The 20,867-nt window shown below is 72.2% G+C and carries 19 protein-coding genes and 1 tRNA gene; 4 read left to right on the top strand and 16 right to left on the bottom strand.

The features are described 5' to 3' along the window. Positions 1-23: 23 nt before the first annotated feature. The 3 genes from BUE44_RS02655 to BUE44_RS02645 all read right to left on the bottom strand — a co-directional run bounded on the left by BUE44_RS02655 (position 24) and on the right by BUE44_RS02645 (position 5,144). On the bottom strand, positions 24-1,793 hold the full coding sequence (locus BUE44_RS02655; protein ID WP_107415607.1) for a tetratricopeptide repeat protein: 1,770 nt from the start codon (positions 1,791-1,793) through the stop codon (positions 24-26). Between the two features lie 322 nt (positions 1,794-2,115). After that, positions 2,116-2,189 (bottom strand) — tRNA-Met (locus tag BUE44_RS02650). Between the two features lie 42 nt (positions 2,190-2,231). Next, entirely contained in the window at positions 2,232-5,144 is a 2,913-nt protein-coding gene (locus BUE44_RS02645; RefSeq protein ID WP_073493444.1) for a UPF0182 family membrane protein, read from the bottom strand. Positions 5,145-5,277: 133 nt separating this feature from the next. On the opposite strand from BUE44_RS02645, the gene BUE44_RS02640 reads away from it, so the two are divergent. Further along, complete coding sequence (locus BUE44_RS02640) at positions 5,278-5,835, top strand: PPA1309 family protein (protein ID WP_073493138.1); 558 nt, start codon at positions 5,278-5,280, stop codon at positions 5,833-5,835. Between the two features lie 81 nt (positions 5,836-5,916). Here the strand turns inward: BUE44_RS02640 and BUE44_RS02635 are convergent, their stop codons facing one another. The 4 genes from BUE44_RS02635 to BUE44_RS02620 all read right to left on the bottom strand — a co-directional run bounded on the left by BUE44_RS02635 (position 5,917) and on the right by BUE44_RS02620 (position 9,120). Continuing rightward, positions 5,917-7,002, bottom strand: coding sequence for a YlbL family protein (locus BUE44_RS02635; RefSeq protein WP_200804307.1), 1,086 nt, complete (start codon positions 7,000-7,002; stop codon positions 5,917-5,919). A 94-nt stretch (positions 7,003-7,096) separates the two neighbouring features. Next, positions 7,097-7,315 carry a hypothetical protein gene (locus BUE44_RS02630; RefSeq protein WP_073493136.1) on the bottom strand — a complete coding sequence of 73 codons (219 nt, stop codon included), beginning with the start codon at positions 7,313-7,315 and terminating at the stop codon, positions 7,097-7,099. A 175-nt stretch (positions 7,316-7,490) separates the two neighbouring features. Next, positions 7,491-7,940, bottom strand: coding sequence for a molybdenum cofactor biosynthesis protein MoaE (locus tag BUE44_RS02625; RefSeq protein WP_073493135.1), 450 nt, complete (start codon positions 7,938-7,940; stop codon positions 7,491-7,493). Between the two features lie 76 nt (positions 7,941-8,016). Further along, a complete protein-coding gene (locus BUE44_RS02620) occupies positions 8,017-9,120 on the bottom strand; it encodes an SDR family oxidoreductase (RefSeq protein WP_073493133.1) in 1,104 nt (367 codons plus the stop codon). 155 nt (positions 9,121-9,275) lie between these two features. Between BUE44_RS02620 and BUE44_RS02615 the strand changes: the two genes are divergently transcribed. Together BUE44_RS02615 and BUE44_RS02610 are read left to right on the top strand one after the other, a co-directional pair. Continuing rightward, positions 9,276-10,799: a zinc-dependent metalloprotease gene (locus tag BUE44_RS02615; RefSeq protein WP_073493132.1), complete on the top strand. Its 1,524-nt coding sequence runs from the start codon at positions 9,276-9,278 to the stop codon at positions 10,797-10,799. Beyond that, a complete protein-coding gene (locus tag BUE44_RS02610) occupies positions 10,796-11,326 on the top strand; it encodes an NUDIX hydrolase (RefSeq protein WP_073493130.1) in 531 nt (176 codons plus the stop codon). Before BUE44_RS02615 ends, BUE44_RS02610 begins: the two co-directional genes overlap by 4 nt. A gap of 34 nt (positions 11,327-11,360) precedes the next feature. On the opposite strand, the gene BUE44_RS02605 is transcribed toward BUE44_RS02610, so the two are convergent. The 4 genes from BUE44_RS02605 to BUE44_RS02590 form a co-directional block, all read right to left on the bottom strand. Then, positions 11,361-12,125, bottom strand: a complete 765-nt coding sequence (locus tag BUE44_RS02605) for an AIM24 family protein (RefSeq protein ID WP_073493128.1) — start codon at positions 12,123-12,125, stop codon at positions 11,361-11,363. Positions 12,126-12,141: 16 nt separating this feature from the next. After that, positions 12,142-12,825, bottom strand: a complete 684-nt coding sequence (locus BUE44_RS02600) for an AIM24 family protein (RefSeq protein WP_073493126.1) — start codon at positions 12,823-12,825, stop codon at positions 12,142-12,144. Between the two features lie 6 nt (positions 12,826-12,831). Next, positions 12,832-14,487 (bottom strand): TerD family protein, encoded by a 1,656-nt coding sequence (locus BUE44_RS02595; protein WP_073493124.1) that lies wholly within the window; start codon positions 14,485-14,487, stop codon positions 12,832-12,834. Between the two features lie 72 nt (positions 14,488-14,559). Then, entirely contained in the window at positions 14,560-15,216 is a 657-nt protein-coding gene (locus BUE44_RS02590; RefSeq protein ID WP_235001866.1) for a M48 metallopeptidase family protein, read from the bottom strand. Positions 15,217-15,538: 322 nt separating this feature from the next. On the opposite strand from BUE44_RS02590, the gene BUE44_RS02585 reads away from it, so the two are divergent. Next, entirely contained in the window at positions 15,539-16,888 is a 1,350-nt protein-coding gene (locus BUE44_RS02585) for an ABC1 kinase family protein (RefSeq protein WP_073493122.1), read from the top strand. Positions 16,889-16,908: 20 nt separating this feature from the next. On the opposite strand, the gene BUE44_RS02580 is transcribed toward BUE44_RS02585, so the two are convergent. The 5 genes from BUE44_RS02580 to BUE44_RS02560 all read right to left on the bottom strand — a co-directional run bounded on the left by BUE44_RS02580 (position 16,909) and on the right by BUE44_RS02560 (position 20,860). Beyond that, positions 16,909-17,088, bottom strand: a complete 180-nt coding sequence (locus BUE44_RS02580; RefSeq protein WP_073493120.1) for a hypothetical protein — start codon at positions 17,086-17,088, stop codon at positions 16,909-16,911. Positions 17,089-17,268: 180 nt separating this feature from the next. Further along, the gene (locus tag BUE44_RS02575) at positions 17,269-17,589 is read right to left on the bottom strand and encodes a hypothetical protein (protein WP_073493118.1); all 321 of its coding nucleotides are present in this window, start codon (positions 17,587-17,589) and stop codon (positions 17,269-17,271) included. Beyond that, the gene (locus BUE44_RS02570; protein ID WP_073493116.1) at positions 17,586-17,945 is read right to left on the bottom strand and encodes a WhiB family transcriptional regulator; all 360 of its coding nucleotides are present in this window, start codon (positions 17,943-17,945) and stop codon (positions 17,586-17,588) included. The genes BUE44_RS02575 and BUE44_RS02570 overlap by 4 nt, the downstream gene beginning before the upstream one ends. A 147-nt stretch (positions 17,946-18,092) precedes the next feature. Further along, complete coding sequence (locus BUE44_RS02565) at positions 18,093-18,431, bottom strand: hypothetical protein (protein ID WP_073493114.1); 339 nt, start codon at positions 18,429-18,431, stop codon at positions 18,093-18,095. A 155-nt stretch (positions 18,432-18,586) separates the two neighbouring features. Further along, positions 18,587-20,860 (bottom strand): UvrD-helicase domain-containing protein, encoded by a 2,274-nt coding sequence (locus BUE44_RS02560; protein WP_322939358.1) that lies wholly within the window; start codon positions 20,858-20,860, stop codon positions 18,587-18,589. Between the last annotated feature and the right edge of the window lie 7 nt (positions 20,861-20,867).

Below are 20,867 nucleotides of genomic sequence, written 5' to 3'. Positions count from 1 at the left end.
AGGGGCGCGGCGGGGAGGCGCGGTCAGGCGGACAGCTCCTGGTTGACGGCCACGGACAGGCGGGCCGCGCGCTCGGCCACCTCCGCGGGGCCGTAGGCCACGGCCTTGGCGCACCAGGCACGGGCGTCGGTGAGGCGGCCGTGGCGGGCAGCGAGGAGTGCCAGGCGCAGGGCAGCACGACCGTGGCCGGCCTCGGCGGCGCGGGTCCACCAGAGGGCGGCCTCGGGCTCGCTGCCCTCACGGGCGAGCAGCAGCCCCAGGTTGAAGGCACCGTTGCGCGAGCCGGCCTCCGCCGCGAGGCGGTACCAGTGCGCCGCCTGCTCGACGTCGCCGTGCTGCGCCGCGGTCATGCCGAGGCGCACCTGGGCGCGCCGGTGGCCCTGCTGGGCCGCCCGCTCGTACCACTCGTCCGCCTCCGCCGAGCTGTCCCGCCGGTCGAGCAGCGCGCCCAGGCGGAACGCCGCCTCGGGGCTGCCGCCGCCCGCCGCGCAGCGCAGGTGGCGCTCGGCGCCGTGGTGGTCGCCCTCGCGCTGGAGCGCGATGGCCACCTGGAGCGCGGCGCCGGCGTGCCCGGCCGCGGCGGCACGCTCGTACCAGCCGCGGGCGGTCCCCGCGTCGCCCCGCCCGGCGTGCAGGATGCCGAGGTTGAACGCGGCGTCGATGCTGCCGGACTCGGCGGCCTTGGAGAACCACGGCTCCGCCCCGTCGGCGTCGCCGTGCTGCAGCAGCAGGACGGCCAGCGCGTTGGCGGCCTCGCGGTGCCCGGCATAGGCGGCCTTGCGATACCACTGCTCGGCCTGGGGTGTACGCCCCTGGCCGGCGCAGAGCAGCCCGAGGTTGTAGGCCCCGTTGACGTCGCCGGCCTCCAGGGCGGCGCGATACCACCGCTCGGCGGTCTGCGTCTCGCCCTCCTGCGCGTGCAGCGCGCCCAGCGCGTTGGCCGCGTTGCCGTCGCCTGCCTGCGCGGCACGGCGCCACCAGGTCGCGGCCTGGTCGAGGTCGCCGGCGTCACGCAGCAGGAAGGCCAGGGCGCAGGCGGCCCGCGCCTCGCCGTCGCGGGCGGCGGTCAGATACCAGCGCCCGGCCTCCTTGGTCTCGCCGCGCTCCTCCAGCAGGTTGCCGAGCCGCAGCGCGGCCCGCCGGTGGCGGCGCGCCGCGGCCTGCCGATACCACTGCTCGGCCTCGCGGTTGTCGCCGCGCTTCGCGCAGTAGCGGGCGAGCCGGTAGGCGGCCTCGCGGTGGCCGTGCTCCGCGGCGGCGTGGAACCACCGCTCGGCGCCGGCGTCCTGCCGGTGGTCGAGCAGGTCGGCCAGCGCGTAGGCGCCCAGCGCGTGGCCGGACTCGGCGGCCTGGCGCAGCCAGTACTCGGCGCCGGGCTCGTCGCCGCGCTCGCGGTAGTGCCGGCCCAGCGCGTGCGCGGCGGGCGCGGAGCCCGCGACCGCGGCGATACGCCACCAGCCGGCCGCCTCGTCGGCGTAACCGCGCTGGTGCAGCAGCAGTCCCAGGTTGTTGGCGGCGGCGCGGTCCCCGTGCTGGACCGCCTCGCGCAGATACGGCTCGGCGCCGTCGAGATCGCCCCGGCGCAGCAGCAGGGTGCCGAGAGCACTCATCGCGAACGGGTCGCCGTGCTCGGCGGCCCGCCGGTGGCGGGCCTCGATCTCGGCCTCTTCGCGCAGCGCGAGGGTGTCCTCGTCGGGCAGCTCGGCGAGCATCGCCGGGATCACCGCGTCCGCCGCGGGCACGGCGACGGCGTCGCCCTCCCGAGGGGCGGGCAGCAGCGCGGCCACATTCATCACACCATCGGTCACGGTCGCGGGCACCATCGCGGTTGCAGTCGCGGGCGCGGCCACAGCCACGGCGGGCAGCTGCGAGTCGCCCGTCGCACCATGACGATCATGGTTCTGACGAGCGTTCAGCAGCCTTGCACCATCCCCCATAAGCCCCATCGTCGCACCACCCGCTACCGGCGTACACCTGGTATACCGCAACCCACTTCGTCTCTACAGCGTTTTGTCGACTTCCCGACAAGGCGGCACACCAAACCCGTCTACCCGGGATTCACCCGTACAAGCGAAGAGGCCCGAAGTCGCTTGACTTCGGGCCTACTTCATGTCGTAGCGGGGACAGGATTTGAACCTGCGACCTCTGGGTTATGAGCCCAGCGAGCTACCGAGCTGCTCCACCCCGCGCCGTTGTGTCCTTACCGTACCACGACGCGGGGAGTCGCCCGTTCAGCCCCTCTTCGCGGGGGTCTGCGAAGCGCTCGGCTCGGCCGCCCCGGCCCGTGCCAGCGCCTCCCCGAGCCGCCGGTGGGCATCGTCGTAGGCCTTCCGGTCGGCCTTCTTGACGGCCGCCTGCTCGTCGGCGTACGCCTTCTGCGCGTCGGCCAGCGCCTGGCGCAGCGCGGGGTCGCCCGGAGCCGCCTTCCGGGGACTGGCCGCGGCGGGCGGGCCGGCCGCGGCCGTGTCACCGCCGGACGGGCCGAAGAGGTCGTCCAGCGCCGCGGCGGGCGTGGGCCCGTAGGCGATGTCGTCGCCGTAGATCACCGCCACTGCGGCCAGCAGCGGGCAGTCGAGGCCGCTGCTGCGGGCGTAGACCGGCTCCATGTACAGCAGCCCGCCGTCCAGCGGCACGGTCAGCAGATTGCCGTACTCGATCGTGGAGTCGGAGCCCGCGCGTTTCAGGTCACTGGCCTCGGGCTCCGACTGGCTGCTGGAGTTGATCTTCGCCTGCACCTGCCGGGGCCCGGCGACCTTGGGCCCTGCGGGCAGTTGCAGCACCCTGATGGTGCCGTAGTCGTCGCCGGCCGCGTCGGCGTCGACCGCCATGAAGGCGCCGAGGTTCTGCTCCCCGCTGGGGGTGAAGGTGCTGGTCAGCGAGAAGGACTTGGCGTCCTGGCCGGGCATCCGCAGGCTCATGTAGTACGGCGGCACGGCCTTGCCGGCCTTGGCCGCCGGATCGTCGGGCACCGCCCACGCCTGGCTGCCGCCGGAGAAGTCCGACGCCTTGGTGACGTGGTAGGTCGTCAGCATCTCCCGCTGCACCTTGAACAGGTCCTCCGGGTAGCGCAGGTGCGCCAGCAGGTCCTGCGGGATGTCCGCCTTGGGCTTCACCGTGTGCGGGAAGGCCTTCGTCCAGGTCTTGAGCACCGGGTCCTCGGTGTCCCACTGGTAGAGCGTCACCGTGCCGTCGTAGGCGTCCACGGTGGCCTTGACCGAGTTGCGGATGTAGTTGACCTGGTTCTGCCGGGCGTCGGCCGAGCGCCGGCTGCCGGTCTGCGAGTCCGCCGTGGTGTCCCCGAGCGTGGTGCGCGAGGCGTACGGGTAGCTGTCGCTCGTGGTGTAGGCGTCCACCACCCACTCCACCTTCTTGCCGACCACCACCGGATACGGGTCGCCGTCGACGGTGAGCCAGGGCGCCACCGCCTCCACCCGCTCCTTGGGCGTGCGGTTGTAGAGGATCTTGGAGTCCTTGCCGATCGCCCCCGAGAAGAGGATCTTCGGCTCGCCGAGGCTGACCGCGTAGGCGGCACGGGTCAGCGGGTTGCGCAGGCTGACGCCGTCCTTTCCCGCGTAGGCGGTGGTCGTCTCGTGGCCGTCGGCGGAGTAGTCCAGCTCGGGGGTGGGGCCGCCGACGATCGAATACTGCCGGGTCTGCTCACCGAAGTAGATCCGCTGCTGGACGCCGCCGGTGTCGGCGGCGCCGGGCAGGCCCTGCTCGGTGAAGTCGGGCGCGCCCTTGCCGTCGACCTCGGTGGCCTTGGCGGCGACGACGCCGTAGCCGTGGGTGTACTTGACGTGGTCGTTGGTCCAGTTGTTCTTGGGTATGCCGCTGACGTTCAGCTCGCGCAGGCCGACGACGGTGTCCTGGTCACCGGCGCCGCCCGCGTCGCGGTCGACGTCCAGGGTGGAGGGGAACTGGTAGTAGTCGCTGCTGCGCTGGAGCTGCTGGAAGGTCGGCGCGACCACGTTCGGGTCGAGCACCCGCAGGCTCGCCGAGGCGTCGGCGTCGGCCCGCAGGGTGGTCGCGCCGGCGGTGGCCGGGGTGCCGCCGGCCGCGGCGGCGGGCTTGCCCGGGTAGGCCGTCACCTCGGTCTTCGTCAGGCCGTACGCGGCCCTGGTCGCGTCGATGTTCTTCTGGACGTAGGGCGCCTCTTTGGCCGCCTCGTTCGGCAGCACGTGGAATCTCTGCACGATCGCCGGGTACAGGCCGCCGATCAGGATCGCCGAGAGCACCAGCAGGCCGAAGCCGATGGTGGGCAGCGACCAGGTGCGCCGCCACAGGGTGGCGAAGAAGAGCAGCGCGCAGATCACCGCGATGAAGAACAGGATCGTCTTGGCCGGCAGGTACGCGTTGACGTCGACATAGCGCATCCCGGTCCAGTTGCCGGTGGTCTTGTAGCCGCTGGAGCGGACCGCCAGCGAGTAGCGGTCCAGCCAGTAGGCGACGGCCTTGAGCGACACGAAGAGGCCCAACAGCACCGCCAGGTGCCCGGTCGCCGCGGAGGTCGCCCTCGCCCCCGGCGAGGTGATCCGCAGGCCGCCGTAGAGGTAGTGCACGACGACGGCCGCGACCAGGGACAGGATCACCACCGCGAAGCCGAAGCTCAGCAGGAACCGGTAGAAGGGCAGGTCGAAGGTGTAGAAGGAGATGTCCTTGTGGAACTGCGGGTCCTTGGTGTGGAAGGGCGTCGCGTTGACCATCAGCAGCCACAGCCGCCACCGGGCCGCGGCCGTGCCGCCGGCGATCAGCCCGACCACCGTGCAGACCCCGAGCAGCACCCAGGTCTTGTGGGGCGCCAGGCCCATCCGGTAGCGGTCCAGGCTCTGCTGCTCGCTGGACATCGCGCTCAGCGGCGGGCGCAGCCGGTGCGCCAGGTAGATGGAGGAACCGACGCTTCCGGCCATGACCAGGCCGAAGGCCAGGAAGAGGCCGATCTTGGTCCACGCCATGGTGGAGAAGACCGACGGGTAGTGCACCGAGCGATACCAGAGCCAGTCCGTCCACATACCGGTGAAGGTGACGAACCCGACCAGCAGGACGGCCAGCACACCGAGCACGATGAGCAGGGCGACGGCCCTGCGTGACGGGCGTCCGGCCCTTGCGCCGCTGGGCCGCGCCGCCCCTTCACCGCGGTCCGGCATCTGGAATACCAAGGGTGACGCACCTCGAATGTCAGCGTTTCCTGCGGCGTCCCGGGTCGGACTCCCACAGATGCAACTTCACCACGCTTTGGCCGGTTCCCGATTCCGGCGGCGAAGGGGGAGGATACCCACCATGTCCAACATTGCGACCGATGGAACACCGCTCGCGGCGAACCCGCTGACCCGTGCCGTCCTGGAGATCGACGAGTACGCGGCCGGTCTGGGCTGGGACCAGCCCGCACGGCTGTTCGCCCTTGTCGACACCGACCGGCTGCGCAGCCAGGAGCCGGGGCTCGCCGAGCAGCTCGGGCTCGGCGAGCAGGGCACGGCGGGCTCCCTGACCCCGATCGAGCAGGAGGAGCTGCCGTCCGGCACCGCGCTCGACGACTTCCTCGCCACCATCGCGTGGCCCGACGTGATCGCCGGCTGCGCGCTGACCGTGGAGCGGCTGATGCTGCCGCCGTCCGCGGAGGCGGCGCTGCCCGACGACCTGGACGACGCCGCGCTGGCGTCCTGGGTGGCCGGCCACCCGGAGCGGCAGGAGGTACGGATGACGGTCGCGGTGCTGCGCGACGGCGCCCGGGAGTCCGCGGTGCGGCTACGGGAGAAGGACACCGCGACCGAGGTGCTGACCGGCGCGGACCTGGTGCCGGGTCTGGCGCAGGCGCTGACGGCGACGTTCGAGGCGTAGTCCGGGGCGATGTGCCGCAGGCGCGGCAATGGGTGACGGGCGTGGCAATGTGCCGCGCCCGTCGCACATTGCCGCGGCGGTTCAGCTCTTGGAGCAGCTGGGCAGCGCGGCGGTGTCGCCGGACTTGATGTCCTTCAGCGCCGCCATGGCGTCGTCCAGCGTCTTCACCTTGACCAGGGTGAGCCCGTGCGGGACGTCCTTGGTGGCCTCACCGCAGTTGTCGGCCGGGGTGAGGAAATACTGCGCGCCCTTGTTGCGGGCGCCGATCGTCTTCAGGCTGATGCCGCCGATCGGCCCGACATTTCCGCTGTCGTCTATCGTGCCGGTCCCCGCCACGAACTTGCCGCCGGTCATGTCGCCCGGTGTGAGCTTGTCCACAATGCCGAGCGCGAACATCATGCCGGCGCTGGGGCCGCCCACGTCGGCGAGCTTGATGTCGATGCTGAACGGGAAGAGGTGCTCGACGCCGGCCTGGATGCCGACCACCGCGCGGCTCGGCCCGGTGTCGTCGGACTTCCTGGTGGTGACCGCCACCTGGTGGGTCGGCAGCCCGTCGGCGGACTTGCCCTTCGCGTCGGCGGCGTTCACCACCGTGAAGACCACCCGCTGGCCCGGCTGGTGCTTGGTGACCAGCTTGGCGACGTCGTCGGGCTGCTTGACGGCGGTGCCGTCCACCGCCTTGATGACGTCGCCGGCGTGCAGCCGCCCCTGCGAGGCGCCGCCGCTGACCACCGCTCCCACGATCACCCGCGAGGGGACCGCGATCTTCAGCTCGTCCAGCGCCGCGATCTTGGCGCTGTCCTGGGACTGGGTGAATTCCTCGGCATTCTGCTGGTCGGCCTGCTCGGCGGTCTGCCCCTTGGGGTAGAGCGTGTCGTGCTCGACGACCTTGTCGTCGTGCCGCAGCCAGCCGAAGACCGACTCGATCAGGTTCATGTGGTAATCGGCGCCGGTCACCCGGACCGTCGTCATGTTCAGATGCCCATCCGCCGGGTAGGTCTTCCGGCCGGCGATCTGGATGACGGTGTCGCCGCCGTAGGTCCCCAGGGTGTTCACCGTGGGGCCCGGTGACATCTCCGAATACGGGGACGGCACGAGCAAGGCCACGCTCAGCAGCGCTATCAGCGTCAGTGTCGAGGCGAGCAGCGTCGCGGTACGGCTGGGCATGGGACGACAGTACGTGACCGGCCGGCGATTCGGCTCCCCGGGTGACTCCGGACGGGGCGCCACGGGGGCCGTGCGGACAGCGGCGCCACAGGCCTCACACAGGCTCGGCGTCGGTCGCGTCACTCTCCCCCGGTTCGCCCTTCCGCAGCCGCAGCGGGGGCGCCTCACCGGGCTGCATGGCCGTACGGAACCGCTCGTACCCCGCGAGCGAGGCCCCGTCGGCGGTGGAGCGGGTGCGGGCGGCCCAGCGCGCCCAGACCACGGCGACCAGGACACCGACCAGCGGAATGAGCAACCAAGCGAGTGCTGCCACAGCGATCTCCCGACCCCACACACCAGCAAAACGGACCTATGAGCAGATTAACGACTCAACGGGTCAACGCTCTGCCGGGCCACAGGGTTACGCAACCCGAATTCCCCCTGGCAGCCGACCGGGGAGCGGTCCGCGGGCTCGGCCGGCACCTTGGCCCAGGCGGGCTCAGGTGGGCTCAGCAGCCCACCCACTCCTCGGTGCCGTCCTCGAAGGTCTGGTGCTTCCAGATCGGCACCTCGCCCTTGAGGTCGTCGATCAGCCGGCGGCTGGCCGCGAAGGCCTCACCGCGGTGCGGGCAGGACACCGCCACGATCACCGCGAGGTCGCCGACCCGCAGGTCGCCGACGCGGTGCACGGCGGCCAGCGCGCGGACCGGGAAGTCGGCCGCGACCTTCTCCGCGACCCGGCGCAGCTCCAGCTCGGCCGAGGGGTGCGCGGAGTAGGACAAGCCGGTCACCGCGGCGCCCGAGTGCCCGTCGTGGTCCCGTACCGTCCCGACGAAGAGCGTCGTGCCGCCCGCCGCGTCGTCGCCGACCGCCGCGAAGACCTCGTCGAGCGACAGCGGGGTGTCCCTGACGGCCAGCAGCCGGATCGGGTCCTCGTCGGTGGGTGCCATGCGGACCATGCTGCCTCATCCGCCCGCGATACGGAAAGGGGCTTCCATTGTCGCCGCGACCCGCGCTCGGGCCCGGCGCCGCCGGTCAGATGCCGCGCCGCTTCCTCGCCCTGCGCACCAGCGCCGCCGTACCCACCAGGGCGACCGTGGCACCCGCCGCGCCCAGCGTGGTGGCGTCCTTGCGGCCCAGCCGCCGCCCGGCCACCGAGTTGCACCCCTCGACCTCCGCCAGCAGCTCGGCGAGCACCTCCTCGTTGGTCCAGTGCGGCCGCCAGCCCGCCTCGTGCAGCCGGCTTCCGCTGACCACCCACGGGTGCATCGTGTACGCCAGGTCACCGGCCGGCGACGGGGTCAGGCCGAGCCGGTGCAGCCGGGACGCGGCGCCGAAGGCGATGGCCGGCGGCAGCTCCATGCGCCGGATGCCGCTCAGCTCCTCGACCTCCTCCTGCTCCAGCCAGCCGTCGCAGCCGACCGCCATCTCGCCGTCGACCTTCTCCAGCACGGCGTATTCCAGCGCCGAGACCAGGTCCTCGACATGGCAGAACTGCCAGCAGGGCCGGCTGCCCGCGACCACCAGCAGCCGCGGCGACTCGAAGTAGCGGGTCAGCGCGGTGTCGGTGCCGCCGACCAGCACGGCGGGCCGCAGTATCGTCACGTTGAGCCCGGGGTGGGCCCGCGGCGCCCGGCGGCCGAGCCGTTCGATCTCCAGCAGGTCGTCGACGAAGCTGGCCTCCGAGGTGGCCCGCAGCGGCGCGTCCTCGGCCAACGGCACGTCGTTGTCGGCCTGGGCCCCGTAGACCATGGCCGACGTGCACAGCACCACCCGGTGCACCCCGGCCGCCGCGGCGGCCGTCAGCACCGTCTGGGTGCCGCGCACGTTGAAGGCGGACCGCGCCTTGGCGTCGGACTCCAGATCCAGGTCCATCGCGAGGTGCACCACGACGTCCGCGCCGCGCAGCCGGTCGGCGATGGCCGGGTCCCGGACGTCGAGCACCCGCCAGGTCGCCCCGGGCACGTCCCCGCGCCGCTCGTCGATCGCCACGACCTTCTTGACCTGGTCGGACTCGACCAGCCGGGAGGCCAGCGCGAGCCCGACGCCGGAGGCGGCACCGGTGATCGCGACCACCGGTCCCGAGGCGCTCCTGGCGGCGCTCCGCTCTGGGCGAACGTGTGCTTCTGGGGAACTCACCGGGTGTCTCCCACGGTTGTCTCAGTTGCGTACTGCGCCGTACCTGCTACGGCGTACGCAGCCATCCTGCCGGACAGGTGTCTAGGCTTGGAGGTACAGCCCATCACACCCGGCGCACCACGACAGCCCACCACGACACAGATCCGAGGAATCCCGTGAGCGACACTCCATTCGGATTCGGCGTCCCTCCCGAGGAGCCGGAAGACGGCGACGAAGGCAAGCAGCACCAGGGCGGCAGTGGCGGTGGTCAGCCGGCGAACCCCTTCGGCTTCGGTGGCGGGAACCCGTTCGGGCCGGGCGGCCCGGGCGGCGGCGACAACCCCTTCGCGGCCATGTTCGGCTCGATCAACCCCAACGACCTGGGCGCCGCCTTCCAGCAGCTGGGCCAGATGCTCTCCTACGAGGGCGGCCCGGTGAACTGGGACATGGCCAAGGACATCGCCCGGCAGACCGTCGCCCAGGGCACCCCCGACGGCGTCAAGGACGCCACTGTGGGCCGCGCCGACCGCGCCTGGGTCGAGGAGGCGGTCCGCCTGGCCGACCTGTGGCTGGACGGCGTCACCTCGCTGCCCTCCGGCTCCGGCACCGCGGTGGCCTGGAGCCGCGCGGAATGGGTCGAGGCGACCCTGCCGGTGTGGAAGGAACTGGTCGACCCGGTCGCCGAGCGGGTGGCCGGCGCCATGGGCGACGTGCTGCCCGAGGAGATGCAGGCCATGACCGGCCCGCTGCTCGGCATGATGCGCTCCATGGGCGGGGCCATGTTCGGCTCGCAGATCGGGCAGGCGCTCGGCACCCTGGCCGGCGAGGTCGTCGGCTCCACGGATGTCGGCCTGCCGCTGGGTCCGGCGGGCAAGGCCGCGCTGCTGCCGGCGAACATCGAGGCCTTCGGCGCCGGGCTCGGCGTGCCGCAGGAGGAGGTGCGGCTGTATCTCGCCCTGCGCGAGGCCGCCCACCAGCGGCTCTTCGCCCACGTGCCGTGGCTGCGGGCGCATCTGTTCGGCGCGGTCGCCAGCTACGCGCGCGGTATCAAGGTGGACACCGCCCGGCTCGAAGAGGCGGTGGGCCAGCTCGACCCGACGCAGCCGGACCAGCTGCAGGAGGCTCTCCAGCAGGGCATGCTCCAGCCCGAGGACACCCCGGAGCAGAAGGCGGCCCTGGCCCGGCTGGAGACGGCGCTCGCGCTGGTCGAGGGCTGGGTGGACGCGGTGGTGCACGCGGCCGCCGCCCCGCATCTGCCGTCCGCGGGCGCGCTGCGCGAGACGCTGCGCCGCCGCAGGGCGAGCGGCGGGCCTGCCGAGCAGACCTTCGCCACCCTGATCGGGCTCGAACTGCGGCCCAGGCGGCTGCGGGACGCGGCCCGGCTGTGGGCGTCGCTGACCGACGCGCACGGCGTCGACGGGCGCGACGGCCTGTGGGCGCACCCGGACATGCTGCCGACCGCCGACGACCTCGACGACCCCGACGGCTTCGTCCACCGCGACTCCCCCGACTTCGACTTCACCGAGCTGGACAAGATGCTCGGCGAGGCCGCGGAGAAGTCCGGGTCCTCCTCGACGGGGAAGGACGCTTCCGCCGGCTCCGGCAAGGACTCCGGCACCGACACTTCCGCGGACCCGGGCAAGGACGCGGGCGACGACGACGGCGACACGGGCCGGGACGGCGGCGAGAGCGGCAAGTGAGCGCGCTGCACGAGGACGCGGTGGGCGTCCTGAAGGGCTGGAGTACGCCCGATCCCAGGCAGGACGCGCTGCGTACGGACTATCTGGCGTATCTGGACGCGCACCCGGACGGGATGTGGAAGCCGTGTGCCTCCGGGCACATCACGGCCGGCGCGCTGGTGATCGACCCGCCGCGGGAGCGCGTGCTGCTGACACTGCACGCCAAGCTGCGCATGTGGCTCCAGATGGGCGGCCACTGCGAGCCCGAGGACACCACGGTCGCCGGGGTCGCACTGCGGGAGAGCGTCGAGGAGTCCGGCATCGCGGGGCTGCGGCTGCTGGTGCCCGAGCCGGTGCAGCTCGACCGGCACCTGACGCCGTGCGCCTGGCATCTGGACGTGCAGTATGCGGCGGTCGCGCCGGAGGGCGCGGTCGAGGCGATCAGCGACGAGTCACTCGACCTGCGGTGGTTCGGTTACGACGAGGCGGCCGAGGTCGCGGACGGCTCGGTGCGCTCGCTGCTGGCCAGGACCCGCGCGCTGCTCTGAGCGGGTCCCGGCCGCCGGCCTGTCCTCGGGGCGGTCAGTTCGACCAGATGTTGCCCTGGTTCTGCGCGTGCGAGCCCTGCGGGCCCAGGCCGTACTGGGCGCGCAGACCGCCGCCCAGCGGCATGTTCTGCGGCGGCATCAGCTCGCTGGGCTGCACCAGGACGTAGCCCTGGCCGACGAAGTTCAGCTCCCAGCCCTCACCGGTGTTGCCGCGGCGCCGGAAGACCGAGCTGCTGCTGGTCTGCGCCTGCATCTGCACCCGCAGGCTGCTGGACCAGGCGACGACGGCGTCCGCGTCGCAGGACACGTACTTGTCGGGGGTGACCGGCATCAGCAGCGGCTTGCCCGACGTCATCAGGGCGACCTTGCCGCTGCCCGAGATGTTCAGGTTGTACTGCCCGGTGCCCGACAGGCCGAACTGGCTGTCGACCGCGATGACGTCCCAGTGCAGCCCCGAGTCCAGCGCCAGGACGTAGGCGCTGTCGACGGTCAGGCCGTCGTGGTCGACGTCGAGGATGTGGATCTGCTGGGCCAGGTTGGCCAGGTAGACGGTGCCCTGGCCGGAGCAGCGCATCAGGTCCAGACCCTCGCCGGTGCGGCCGCGGGCCCCGCGCTGGTGGTGCGACTGGTATTCGCCGTCGAATTCGATCATGCCCTGGTAGGCGACCATCGCACCCTTGCGGGCCAGGCAGTCTGGCCCGGTGCTGCCGTCGAGGCGGACCCGCAGCAGATACGAATTCTGCAGGCTGTAGTGGGCCTGGTCCTGGACCTCGGTGAACGCGAAAAGCGGACTCTGCATGATGTGTCGCTCCCCCTCAGCCCCGCGCCCGCAGGCGGTCGGTGCTGTCCTCGCTCGGCTGTACGACCACGAAGCCCTGCCCGGAGAAGGCGATCTGGAAGGCCTCCCCGCTGCCCCGCCCGATCAGCGAGGACGCCTTGAAGCTCCGCTTGGCCTTCATCTTCAGTCCCGACGACCACGCCACCAACGCGTCGGGGTCGACATACGTCTCGTCGGCGCCCCTGCCGCAGTCCACCACGATCGGCGTGCCGCGGGAGGTGACCGCCACCCAGCCGGCCCCGGACACCCCGACGTTGAACAGGCCCTGGCCGGCGAATTTGGCCAGGCCCTTGACCCGCTCGACGCCCCAGGTCAGATGGGCGTCGAAGGCGAGCAGATTGGTGCCGTTGACCGACACCGACTCGTTGTTGAGGTTCAGGCACACCACGTCGGCGCCGTAGTCCGCGAGATAGAGCAGCCCGTCGCCGCTGCACTTCATGATCGGCGTGCTCTCACCGGTCAGCCAGGCCGAGGCCATCTGCCGTACGGCGGGCGGATTCGGCTCGTACTGCACGAAGCCCTCGTAGGCGACCATCGAACCGGTGCGCGCGAAGAGGTCCTGGCCGGTCGACATGGCGACCTTGAGCATCGAGGAGCCGTGGTTCTCCATCCGGGCGGCGACCGGAGTCGGTGCGTATCCCGCGATCATCTGCTGGTCCATGGCGGGTCACACCTCGTAGGGCTGGACGACGATGAAATTGCCGGGAGCACCGCGGAACTGGAGGTTCACGGTCTCCCCGCTGTGGCCGGGGTAGGCGGTCCTGCGCAGCCGCACCTGGCTGGAGACGATCACCTGGGCGGCGGACGACCACGCCACGATCGCGTTGCTGTCGGCGTAGGTGGTCGGGGTGACGGGCAGGACGACCGGGGTGCCGTGGGTCTTCACGATCACCGTGCCCGTGCCCTGGAACTGCATGGTGAACAGCGCGCCGCCGGGAATGCCGTGGCCCTCGATCCTGCGCACCTCGTGCTGCAGGCTCTCGTCGAAGGCGAGGACGTTCTCCGCGGACACGCAGATGGCGTCGCCCTGCAGTTCGATCGGGTGCAGATACGCGGCGTTCTCGGCGAAGAAGACCTGGCCGCCGCCGGTGCAGCGCATCAGCTGCATCTCCTGGCCGGTCATATTGCCGACGATCCGGCCGGTGAAGCCGGCGCCCTTGTAGCCGAAGTCGACCTTGCCCTGGTAAAGCACCATGCTGCCCTGCCGGGCGAGCACCGGCTGGCCGCCGGCCTGGCTGAGGTCGGCGCGCACCATCTTGGGATTCTGCTGCGTCCAGCGCTGGCCGGTGGGCAGCTCGCGGTATTTCTGCATCGCCGCGGCCATGCCCGCGCCCTGCGCGGGCACCGGCGGCTGTCCGTATCCGGCGGGCTGCCGGCCGAAGGCGGGCTGCGCCGCGTATCCGGGCGGCGGCTGCTGGCCGAAGGGCGGCTGGGCATATCCGGGCGGTCCCGGCGGCGCGGACTGGCCGGGGATCTGGCCCGGGGTCGGGCCGGGCGGCGGGACCTGGCCGAAGGGCGGCGGTGCCGGCTGGCCGGGGGCGGGCGCGAGCGGCCCGACCATGGTGGGCGCCTGGTGCAGCCCGGGCCCACCGGGCGGCGTACCGAACGCCGGCGGCGCGGGAGCCGGGGCGGGCGGCGGCGTACCGAACGCCGGCGGCGCGGGGGCCGGGGCGGGCGGGGGTGCGCCGAAGGACGGGGCGGGGCCGCCGGGCGGCGGGGCGAAACCGGGGGCGGGTCCGGCGGGGGGCGCGAAGCCCGGCGCCGCGGCCTGCTGCGGCGCCGCCGGCTCCTCCTCCTCGGCGACCTCGCCGCCGAAGTTGCGCAGCAGCGCGGCCAGGCCGCCGTCGAAGCCCTGCCCGACCGCGGCGAAGCGCCAGACGTCCTTGAGGTAGATGTCGGCGAGCATCACGGCCCGCTCGGTGGTGAACTCGGAGCCGGTGAAGGCGTAGCGCGCGACTTCCTCGCCCCCGGCGACGATCCGCAGATAGCCGGGGCCGACCTGGGACATCTGGCCGCCGCCGTCGATGGTGGCGGTGAAGGACAGCCGCTGCACGGCGGGCGGGATGCGGTCGAGAGTCACCCGGAAGGACTCGGTGTCGCCGGACTGCGCCCCGAGCAGCTGGATGGACTCCTCGGGGGACTTGGGCTGGTTGAAGAAGATGAAGTAGCGGTCGTCGGACAGCTCTTCCTTGGCGTCGAGACCGAAGCAGCTGATGTCGAACGTCAGGCCGGGACCCGCGATCGACACGCCGACGTAGAGATCCGTCCCCGCGGTCAGATCGCTGATCTTGGCCTTGTGGCCACGCTCGAATTCCCTGGCCATGGATCGACCGGCCCCCATCCCGTCCTCGCTGCGCTTGCGTGGCGTCAGGCTAACCGGTCGCGCCGACAGCGGCTATTCCCCGCGGACCTCGTGGCCCTCGCGGCTCTCCCGGCCCTCTCTGTCGCCCCGGGTGTCCCGGCCGTCCCCGATGCCGGGGCCCTCCCGGCCGCCCGGCGCGTGCGGCAGCCGGTCGGCGGCGACGACCCCTTCGAGGAAGCCGCGGGCCCGCTCGGTGCGCGGGTAGCACTCCAGCAGTTTCCAGAAGGCGGGGCCGTGGCCCGGCACCAGCAGATGCGCCAGCTCGTGCAGCAGCACGTAGTCGATGACGTACTCGGGCATGCCCTGCAACCGGTGCGACAGCCGGATGCTGCCCTCGGACGGGGTGCAGGACCCCCAGCGGGAATTCTGGTTGGTCACCCAGCGGACCGTGTCAGGGACCGCCCGGCCGGTCAGGTACTGCTCGGAGAGGCGCTCGGCGCGGGCCGCCAGCTCGTCGTCGCCGGGCATCCTGCGGCTCTCCTGGGCCGCCAGCTTCTCCAGCATCACGGCCACCCAGCGCTGCTCCTCGGCGGCCGACATCCGGGCCGGGATGAGGACGACCGTGCGGTCGCCGTCGCGGTAGGCAGACACCGTCTGCCGCCGCCGGGCGCTGCGGCGCACTTCCACCGCGCTCGTCCGGTGGCCGCGGGCGGGCTGACTGGCGAGATTTCGCGCTGGATCGGCGGACACGCTGTCGACCGTACCCGCTGGGCGCGCGGGACGTCCTGTCCCCAGGCCGGTTCCCATCGGAATCACCTCGCTTCTTACGCATATTGAACGACTATTCCCCACAGCCTGTGGATAACCCGGTCGGCGATGCGAAGGAATGGGGCATTCTGGAGAAGTCACGTACGCAGGGTGACGATCGGGGGAGGCGGTCCGTCGGTCGAGACGGGCAATCGGACAGAAAATCCCAAATAGTGACAGCTGACGGATGCTGACCCGCTCTTGACCGGGGCGTAGGCGGGGGGAGGCACAATGGCGAAAGTGACCGAGGCGAAACGAGGAGCGCATGTCTGATCTTCCGCGCAAGGCGGTGACCCGGACCGCGAAGCTGGCAGCGCTCCCCCTGGGGTTCGCCGGGAGGGCCACACTCGGGCTCGGGAAGCGCCTGGGGGGCAGGCCGGCCGACGAGGTGGCGGTCGAACTGCAGGAGCGCACAGCCGAGCAGCTGTTCAAGGTGCTGGGCGAGCTGAAGGGCGGGGCCATGAAGTTCGGCCAGGCCCTGTCGGTCTTCGAGTCCGCGCTGCCCGAGGACGTCGCGAGTCCCTACCGGGCCGCGCTGACCAGGCTCCAGGAAGCCGCGCCGCCGATGCCGGCCAGGACCATCGACCGGGTGTTGGCCGAGCGGCTCGGCAAGGACTGGCGCTCGCTGTTCACCGAGTTCGAGGACGTCCCGGCCGCGGCGGCGTCGATCGGGCAGGTGCACCGGGCGGTGTGGAGCGACGGCCGCAAGGTGGCGGTGAAGGTGCAGTATCCCGGCGCGGGGGACGCCCTGCTGTCGGACCTGGCGCAGCTGGGCCGGGTGGCCCGGCTGTTCGGGCCGCTCGTCCCCGGCATGGACGTCAAGCCGCTGCTGGCCGAGCTGCGCGAGCGGGTCGCCGAGGAGCTGGACTACGCGCTGGAGGCCGACGCCCAGCACACCCACGCGGTGGAATTCGCCGGGGACCCGGATGTCGTGGTGCCCGACGTGGTGCACCAGGCCGACCAGGTGCTGGTCACCGAGTGGATGGACGGCGTGCCGCTGTCGGAGGTGATCTCCGGTGGCAGCAAGGAGATGCGCGACCGGGCGGGGCAGCTGCTCGCGCACTTCCTCTTCGCCGGCCCGGCCCGCACCGGGCTGCTGCACGCCGACCCGCACCCGGGAAATTTCCGGCTGCTGGTCGACGACGGGCCCGCCTCCGGGTGGCGGCTCGGGGTGCTGGACTTCGGCACCGTCGACCGGCTGCCCGAGGGGCTGCCGCTGCCGATCGGCACCGCCTTGCGGCTGGCGCTCGCCGGTGACGCGGAGCAGGTGCACGCGATGCTGCGCGAGGAGGGCTTCGTCAAGCCGACGATCAAGCTGGACTCCGACGCGGTGCTCGACTATCTCAAGCCGATCATCGAGCCGGCCGGGCGCGAGGAGTTCTCCTTCGACCGGGGCTGGATGCGGACGCAGGCGGCCAGGATCGCCGATCCGCGCTCCCCGGCCCACCAGTTGGGCAAGCAGTTGAATCTGCCGCCGTCGTATCTGCTGATCCACCGGGTGACGCTGAGCACCGTCGGAGTGCTCTGCCAGCTGGGCGCGACCGTGCGGCTGCGGGCGGAACTGCGCGAGTGGCTGCCCGGCTTCGACCCGGAGGGGGCCGCGGAGTCGGCCTGAGCGCCGGGGGTGTCATCCGGCTACCACCAGGCGGAGTCCAGCCGGCTCTCGATGCTGCGCAGATGGCGGCGGGCGCAGTCGTCACAGAAGTAGACACGGCGGCCGTTCTCGACGGAGCAGGTCCACGTCAGCGGCCGGCCGGCGTGGGTGGTCCCGCAGCGGGCGCATGTGGTCGTGGTCGATGCGTTCTTCTGATCCACTGGGTGACGATACCTCCGCGCCTGCCGTGTTTGTCGGCATAACGCACCGCGGGGCCGGTCCTTTTGGACCGGCCCCGCGGGCGACGTGCGGTGGTGCTCAGCGCCGCGCCCGCTTCCGCGCTCCGGTTGGCTCCCGGTTACGCGTCGGGTGCTGCGCTCTGTCGTGTCGCGGCCTGACGCCTACTGCATCACGGCCAGGGCGAGTGCCCGCCGGGCCCGCAGGGACGCGCGCTCGGCGCGCCGCTGCAGCTTCCGGGCGGCGATGAGCCGTGATGCCCTGCGTTCGTGCTCGGCCTCGTAGAGCCGCTGTTGCATTTGGGCACGAGCCAGTGCTTCTGGCATGAGTTGCATTTCGAGGGTCCTGTTCTGGTGCGACGCCATGGCGTCGGAAGTACGTGCGGTCTGTTCGATGCGGGTGGGTGTCATCGGAGCCTGATTCATCGGGTCGTGGTGGAGGGGGCGGTCGATCGTCCCCGGTGTCCTGAGCTTCTTGGCGTTCATGCCGCAACCGCGTCCTTGCGCGGGCGGCCACGGGGCCGCTTGCGGGGTACGACGACGCCCTGGATGAACAGCTCGCCGCCCCAGACGCCCCAGGGCTCGCGGCGGTCCTTGGCGCCGGCGAGGCAGGCCTCGCGGACCGGACAGGTCTGGCAGAGGGACTTGGCGTACTCGACGTCCGCCGGCGACTCGGCGAAGAAGACCTCCGGGTCGTAGGTGCGGCAGGGGACGGGCACGCCGAGGCGCTCGATCTCGTCGTCGAGCTCGGTGAGGGGCAGCAAGGTGGTCTCCGGGGGCTGTGCGGGAGGGCGGCTCAGGTCTGGCGTGGGTCCGGACGGTGCGTGCTGGGCGGTAGGCACGGTGGGTTCGTTCCTCGTCTGTCGGTCGGCCTGGTCGGCCGGTCTTCGGTTGTGTCTCCGTGGAGACGCTGTCTTCTGGGGAAAACAGAAGGGCCGCGGATCCCGGTCTGGGATTCCGCGGCCCTGAGGTGCCGACCTGATGCGCTATCAGGCTGGATCACTCCAGGGTTCGAGCCCGCGGAAGGCCCACTTGCCGTACTGCTGCGTCTTCTGCTGTCCGATCACGTAACCGTTGGCGCCGTACGCGCCGCCGGAGATGCCATTGCCGGCGCCGTTGGCCGCAGCCGCGGAGGCAAAGGCATGCGCCTCCGCCTTCGTCGCTGTCGCTACCGCGGGCGCCTCGGTCGGTCGCTCACTGCGCACACGGGTCGGAAGAACCGGGAGCAGGGCGGACATGAGACCGGTGGCGGGCAGCGAGATGCCGAGCGGGCAGGCGGCGACGACCGAACGATCGGTCAGTTTGGTGGAGATCAGCTGGCTGGTCATTGGGCTCGCCTCCTCTCGGCGTCTCGTAAGGATGAAGGACCGTACTTGCCTAGTACATCACGATCGGGTGGGCTCTTGGAAGGGCCGTTCTCAACCGCGCTCGTGAAGGCTATGGGGACCTCCGCGGGATGCGCAAACTGTTTTTCGGCTTCTTCTCAAGAAGATTCCTGAACTTCCGCCGACCCGTCGTCAGGACCGCCGTCCGGCTCGTCCTGCGGCTCGTCCGGCGGCTCGTCGTGCGGCTCGTTTTGCGGTTCGCCGTCCGGCTCGTCCTGCGGTGCGCCGCCCGGCTCCTGGCCCGCGCACAGCGCGAGCACGTCGGGGCCGAACTTGTCGAGCTTGCGCGCGCCGACCCCCGGGATCGACGACAGCTCGGCCGCGCCCTCCGGCCTGACCTCGGCGATGGCCAGCAGCGTCCGGTCGGTGAACACGCAGTAGGCGGGCTGGCCGAGCGCCTTGGCCTGGGTCGTGCGCCAGGCCCGCAGCCGGTCGTACAGCGCCTCGTCCAGGTCGGAGGGGCAGTCCTCACAGCGCATCAGCTTGATCTCACCCGCGTCCGACAGCGTCCGCCCGCACACCCGGCACAGCACGGGGCCGCGCTTCTTGCGGCCGCCGGCACCGCGCTCCACCCCGCCCGCGCCGCCGCTAGCCGCGCGGGCGCCGCGCGACGCGGAACCCGGCCGCAGCCCGTCGAGGAACCGCGACGGCCGCCGCCCGCCGCGCCCGCCGGGCGAGCGGGACAGCGCCCAGGACAGCCCGAGGTGCAGCCGCGCCCGGGTGACGCCGACGTAGAGCAGCCGCCGCTCCTCCTCGACCTGCTCGTCGGTCTTGGCGAAGGTGATCGGCAGGGTGCCCTCGGTCAGGCCGACCACGAAGACCGCGTCCCATTCCAGGCCCTTGGCCGCGTGCAGCGACGCCAGGGTGACGCCCTCGACGGTCGGCGCGTGCTGCGCATTGGCCCGCTCGTCCAGTTCGGCGACGAAGTCGCCGAGGGTCGCGTCGGGACGGGCCTCGGTGAAGTCCTCCGACAGCCGCACCAGCGCGGCCAGCGACTCCCAGCGGTCCCTGACGGCGCCGGAGCCGGCGGGCGGCTCCGAGGCCCAGCCGCGCGAGCTGAGCACCGCCCGCACCTGCTCGGGCACGGTCGCCGCGCCCTCCGGGTCGGCCGACGCGCGCGCCGCGCCGCGCAGCAACAGCCCCGCCTCGCGCACCTCGGGCCGCTCGAAGAACCGCTCGGCGCCGCGCAGTTGGTAGGGCACCCCGGCGTCGGCGAGCGCCTGCTCGTAGACCTCGGACTGGGCATTGATGCGGTAGAGCACCGCGATCTCGCTGGGCCGCACCCCGGAGGCGATCAGCTCCCTGATCCGCCGGGCGGCGCCCTCGGCCTCGGCCGGCTCGTCGGGATACTCGGCATACGCCGGCTCGGGGCCCGCTTCGCGCTGCGAGATCAGCTCCAGGCGGTGCGCCGCCGCCTGGCCGCGGGCCTGGGCGAGCAGCCCGTTGGCCAGGCCCACCACCTGCGGGGTCGAGCGGTAGTCGCGGACCAGCTTCACCACCGTGGCCGCCGGATAGCGTGTCCTGAAGCCCAGCAGGAAGTCCGGGGTGGCGCCGGTGAAGGAGTAGATGGTCTGCGAGGCGTCGCCGACCACGCACAGGTCGTCCCGGCCGCCGAGCCACAGGTCGAGCAGCCGCTGCTGGAGCGGGCTGACGTCCTGGTACTCGTCCACCACGAAGTGCTGATACTGCGAGCGGACGGTGTCGGCCACGTCCGGCCGGTCCTGCAGCACGCCGACCGTCAGCAGCAGCACGTCCTCGAAGTCGATCACCCCGCGGTCCCGCTTGAGCTGCTCGTAGGTCGTGTAGATGCGGGCGATCTCGGCCGGGTCGCGCGGCACGTCGCGCCCGGTCTTCGCGGCGACCGCCGGATAGTCCTCGGGCACCGTCTGGGTGACCTTGCACCACTCGATCTCGCCGGTGACGTCCCGCAGCTCGTTGCGATCGAGGCGGATACGGCTGCGCGCGCCGGCCTCCGCGACCAGCTGGACCTTGCGCTCCAGCAGCCGGGGCATCTCGCCGCCGATCGCGCGCGGCCAGAAATACTGCAGCTGGCGCAGCGCCGCCGAGTGGAAGGTGCGGGCCTGCACTCCCCCGGCGCCGAGCTGCCGCAGCCGCCCCCGCATCTCGCCGGCCGCCCGCGCGGTGAAGGTGACCGCGAGCACGCTGGCCGGCTGGAGCATGCCGGCCCGCACCCCGTAGGCGATCCGGTGGGTGATCGCCCGGGTCTTGCCGGTGCCGGCGCCGGCCAGCACGCACACCGGGCCGTGCAGCGCCGTCGCGACGGCGCGCTGCTCGGGGTCCAGGCCGTCGAGCACCGCGTCCGCGGAGTCGGGCACCGCGGGGAAGAGCGAGTCGTGGGTTGTCGCAGTCACAACCGCC

It is taken from the genome of Actinacidiphila paucisporea (genome assembly GCF_900142575.1).
GTDB lineage: Bacteria > Actinomycetota > Actinomycetes > Streptomycetales > Streptomycetaceae > Actinacidiphila > Actinacidiphila paucisporea.
The sequence above is the reverse complement of the archived record's forward strand: the minus strand, read 5'-3'. Positions and strand labels throughout refer to the sequence as shown.